Origin of the sequence: Campylobacter sp. S4:11 (assembly GCF_024723695.1) — a bacterium.
GTDB classification, from domain to species: domain Bacteria; phylum Campylobacterota; class Campylobacteria; order Campylobacterales; family Campylobacteraceae; genus Campylobacter_D; species Campylobacter_D jejuni_C.
Genome location: NZ_JANQDC010000112.1, coordinates 1 through 354, shown reverse-complemented (window position 1 = coordinate 354; position 354 = coordinate 1). Strand labels below are relative to the sequence as shown.

Sequence of the window (354 nt, the reverse complement as noted above, 5' to 3'; positions counted from 1 at the left end):
AAGGAGTTTGTCTAGTATGTGTTTTTTATAAATAAATTCTAATCTTTCTGGACTAAAATAATAAGGTGCATTAGGATAGCCTTGTGGAGGAGTTAGGGCTGCTAGTTTGGCTTCTAGTATCATGGATTTCATGGTTAATTTTGCCGAATTTTCACTTCTTTCATTTCTAATATCTACATCATAATTAGTTTTCATTCCATTTCTATAAGCATACATTTTTTGATCAAATTCCCACCTACTCTCTGGAGTAGAATCTATATCTCTTGGATCTTTTAATTTACCTTTTAAAACATCATCATCTAAAGCCCTAATAATTCTACCTGTTTCATCATGTGTTATTCTATATTTATTCAC

The 354-nt window shown here is 30.5% G+C and carries 1 pseudogene; it reads right to left on the bottom strand.

Annotated features, from left to right (window positions below):
* Positions 1-354, bottom strand: a pseudogene (locus CAMP5053_RS08455) (hypothetical protein); the annotation flags it as partial.